General features: G+C 79.5%; 2 protein-coding genes and 1 pseudogene. 2 read left to right on the forward strand and 1 reads right to left on the reverse strand.

All coding sequences use genetic code 11. The annotated features are described in order from the left end of the window. Positions 1-210 precede the first annotated feature (210 nt). Positions 211-951, forward strand: coding sequence for an SseB family protein (locus tag RKE29_RS29045; protein ID WP_312008695.1), 741 nt, complete (start codon positions 211-213; stop codon positions 949-951). Between the two features lie 382 nt (positions 952-1,333). Continuing rightward, positions 1,334-2,008, forward strand: a pseudogene (locus RKE29_RS29050) (aquaporin); the annotation flags it as partial. Between the two features lie 417 nt (positions 2,009-2,425). Here RKE29_RS29050 and RKE29_RS29055 read toward each other — a convergent pair. After that, positions 2,426-2,788, reverse strand: a complete 363-nt coding sequence (locus tag RKE29_RS29055; protein ID WP_312008696.1) for a DUF1844 domain-containing protein — start codon at positions 2,786-2,788, stop codon at positions 2,426-2,428. Positions 2,789-2,914 lie beyond the last annotated feature (126 nt).

A 2,914-nucleotide genomic window follows, 5' to 3' on the forward strand; every position in this document is an offset into this window, starting at 1 on the left:
CGCGCGGCCCGGCGGGCTTGGGCGGCCCGCCCGGCCGGTGCGGTGCGCAGGGCGCGGCGGGCGCGTACGGCCCGCGAGGGCGCGGCGGGGGATGCGGGGCGGGTCGGAGGCCATGGGCCGGGACCGTAGGGCCGCGCGTCGCGCACCGCGTGAGCGCCGTGTTACAGGCCGGTGAGAAGCGCCGTCCCGGGGCGGCGATACCCTTCCCCGGTGGCGCTGAAGAGCATCCCCGACCCCGGCTTCCGCGGCGACGACGGGTCCGCCGACCCCCGCCTGGCGGCGGCCCTCGCCGCCTGGGCGGCCGACCCCGCGGCCGAGCCGGAGGTGCTGGCGGCGCTGGCGGGCGCGCGGCTGCTGGTTCCGGTGGTCGCCGTGCTCGGCGAGGCCGAGGAGGGGCCGGACGGGCTGCGCCGCGAGAAGTCGAGCGACATGGCGGTGCCCACCCTCCAGGCGCCTGGCGGCCGCCGGGCGCTGCCCGCGTTCACCTCCACGGAGGCGCTCGCCCGCTGGCGCCCGGACGCCCGGCCGGTGGCCGTACCGCTGCGCCAGGCCCTCCAGGCGGCGGCGCAGGAACGGGCGGACACCCTCGTGCTGGACCTGGCGGGCCCGGTGGCCTACCAGGTGGCAGGCCCGGCGCTGCGCGCACTCGCCGAGGGCCGCGCCGACGCCGACCCGCTCGCGGACCCGGCCGTGGCGGATGCGGTCCGCGCGGTGCTGGCCGCCGAGCCGGACGTGCTGCGGGCCCACCTCGGCCCGTCGGCGGGCACGGCCGCCGACGGGGTGCTCGCCCTGGCGCTGGCGCCCGGCGAGCACGTCCGCCGGACGGCGCACCGGGTGGCGCGGGCGCTGGCGGCCGACGAGACGCTGCGCGAGCGGCTGGTGCGTGGTCTGGACCTGGCGCTGCTGCCGCCGGACGCGGCCGTCTCCGGCGAGCCGCTGTACCACCGCTGACGCCGCCCCGCCTGCCGTACGGGCCTACCGCCCCGTACGGTCCGCCTCGCCGCCCTACGGCCTTCCCGCGCTACGAGCCGCTGCCGCCGCCGTACGGCCACCCCTCGCCGCCGAGCGCGCCGCTCGCCGCCGAGCGCGCCGCTCGCCGCCGAGCGCGCCGCTCGCCGCCGAGCGCGCCGCTCGCCGCCGAGCGCGCCGCCGCAGTACGCCACGTGACGCGGCCGCCGCCCCACGCGGGGACGCGGTGCCCCTTGGCCCCTGGGGAGCCCCGCCGCCCGTACGGCCCCGGACGCCGCGCCCGCCGCTCGATCTTCGACGGGCGAAATCTCCCGTTTCGTTCCAGAATGCTGCGCAACGGGGCGATCCGAGTGAGGAAGGCGCCATGAACACCAGAACAGTCGTCAGCGACGCGGAGACCCGCACCGTCATGGCAGAGTGTGTGGGCACCGCGCTGCTGGTCTTCTTCGCGGTCGGATCGCTGGTCCTCGCGGCCGACTTCATCAACGCCGTCGGCGTCGCCTTCGCCTTCGGCTTCACCTATCTGGCTCTCGCGTCCGCCTTCGGCCGGATCTCGGGCTGCCACCTCAACCCGGCCGTCACGCTCGGGGTGCTGCTCACGCGGCGCATCGACCTGCGGACGGCCATCGAGTACTGGATCGCCCAGTTGCTGGGCTCGATCATCGGCGCCGCCCTGCTCTACCTGCTCGCCAAGCAGGTGCCGGGCCTGAAGACGCACGGCGCCTTCGGCAGCAACGGCTACGGCCACCGCTCCCCGGTGAACATCGACACCGGCGGCGCCTTCCTCGCCGAGGTCATGCTCACCCTGATGCTCGTCTTCGTCTTCCTGACGGTCACCCGCGAGGTCGCGACGGCGGCCTTCGAGCCCGTCGCGGTCGGCGTGGCCCTCACCGCGACGTACCTGGTCGGCATCCCGCTGACCTGGGCCTCGGTCAACCCGGCGCGCAGCTTCGGCCCGGCGGTCTTCGCGGGCGGCGACGCGCTGGGACAGCTGTGGCTGTTCCTGGTGGCCCCGCTCGTCGGCGGAGTGCTGGCCGCGGGCCTGCACTGGGCCACCCACGGCGAGACGGCCGGGGACGGGAACGGCGGCGGGGAGCGGGAGGCCGCGGCTGCCGGTGGCGGGGCCGGGGCGTGGCAGTGGCCGTGGCGCGGCCGCGGCGGCGCCAGGCCGGGCGCGGCGGGACCGGAGGAGACGGGCCCGGGCGGACCGGACACCGGTCCCGGCCCGGAGGGCCCGGCCGGGGACGGCCCCTCCGGCCCGGGCCCGGGCGGCTCCGGTACGGGCGGCTCCGGTACGGACGGCCCCGGCCCGGGCGGCTCCGGTGGGCCCGGTACGGCCGCCTGACCGGCTCGCCGGCCCCGCTCGCCCGCGTACCGCTCCCGGCAGGGCGCCAGGGGCCCGCACGGCCGCGCCCGCCGGGCTCCGCCCGTGAAACCGCCGGTCCCTGCGGCCCGCTCAGCGCGCGGCGACCGGCCCGGTGAGCGCCTCGCCGGGCCCGCGCCCCGGCTCGTCCGGCACCGGCGACGCCTCGCGGAAGGCCCGTTGCAGCGAGGCCAGGCCGTCCCGCAGCGGCGCGGCGTGGAACGCGCCGACCTCGGGCGCGCCCGCCGTGACCAGCCCGGCCAGCGCGGTGATCAGCTTCCGGGCCTCGTCCAGGTCCCGGTGGCCCGCGCCGTCCTCCGCCAGCCCGAGGCTGACCGCGGCCGCGGTCATCAGGTGCAGCGCGACCGTCGTGATCACCTCGACGGCGGGCACGTCCGCGAGGTCGCGGGCCGCGGCGGCGGCGCCGGACGGGGCGGGGGCGGGGGACTGGCTCATGGCACTCGGCTCCGTCTCGACGGGCTCCGGCGGGCCGGGCCAGCCTACGGCGCGGCGGTCCCGCCGGAGCGCCGCGACGCGGTGCTCGCCCGGCCCGGTCCGCGCGGCGCGGCCGGGTGCCCGCCG

Source organism: Streptomyces sp. B1866 (assembly GCF_031932565.1).
Classification (GTDB): Bacteria; Actinomycetota; Actinomycetes; order Streptomycetales; family Streptomycetaceae; genus Streptomyces.

Bases quoted from the DNA above. Each gene is read 5' to 3' on its own strand.
- RKE29_RS29055 (WP_312008696.1), bottom strand. From the start codon at position 2,788: ATGAGCCAGTCCCCCGCCCCCGCCCCGTCCGGCGCCGCCGCCGCGGCC.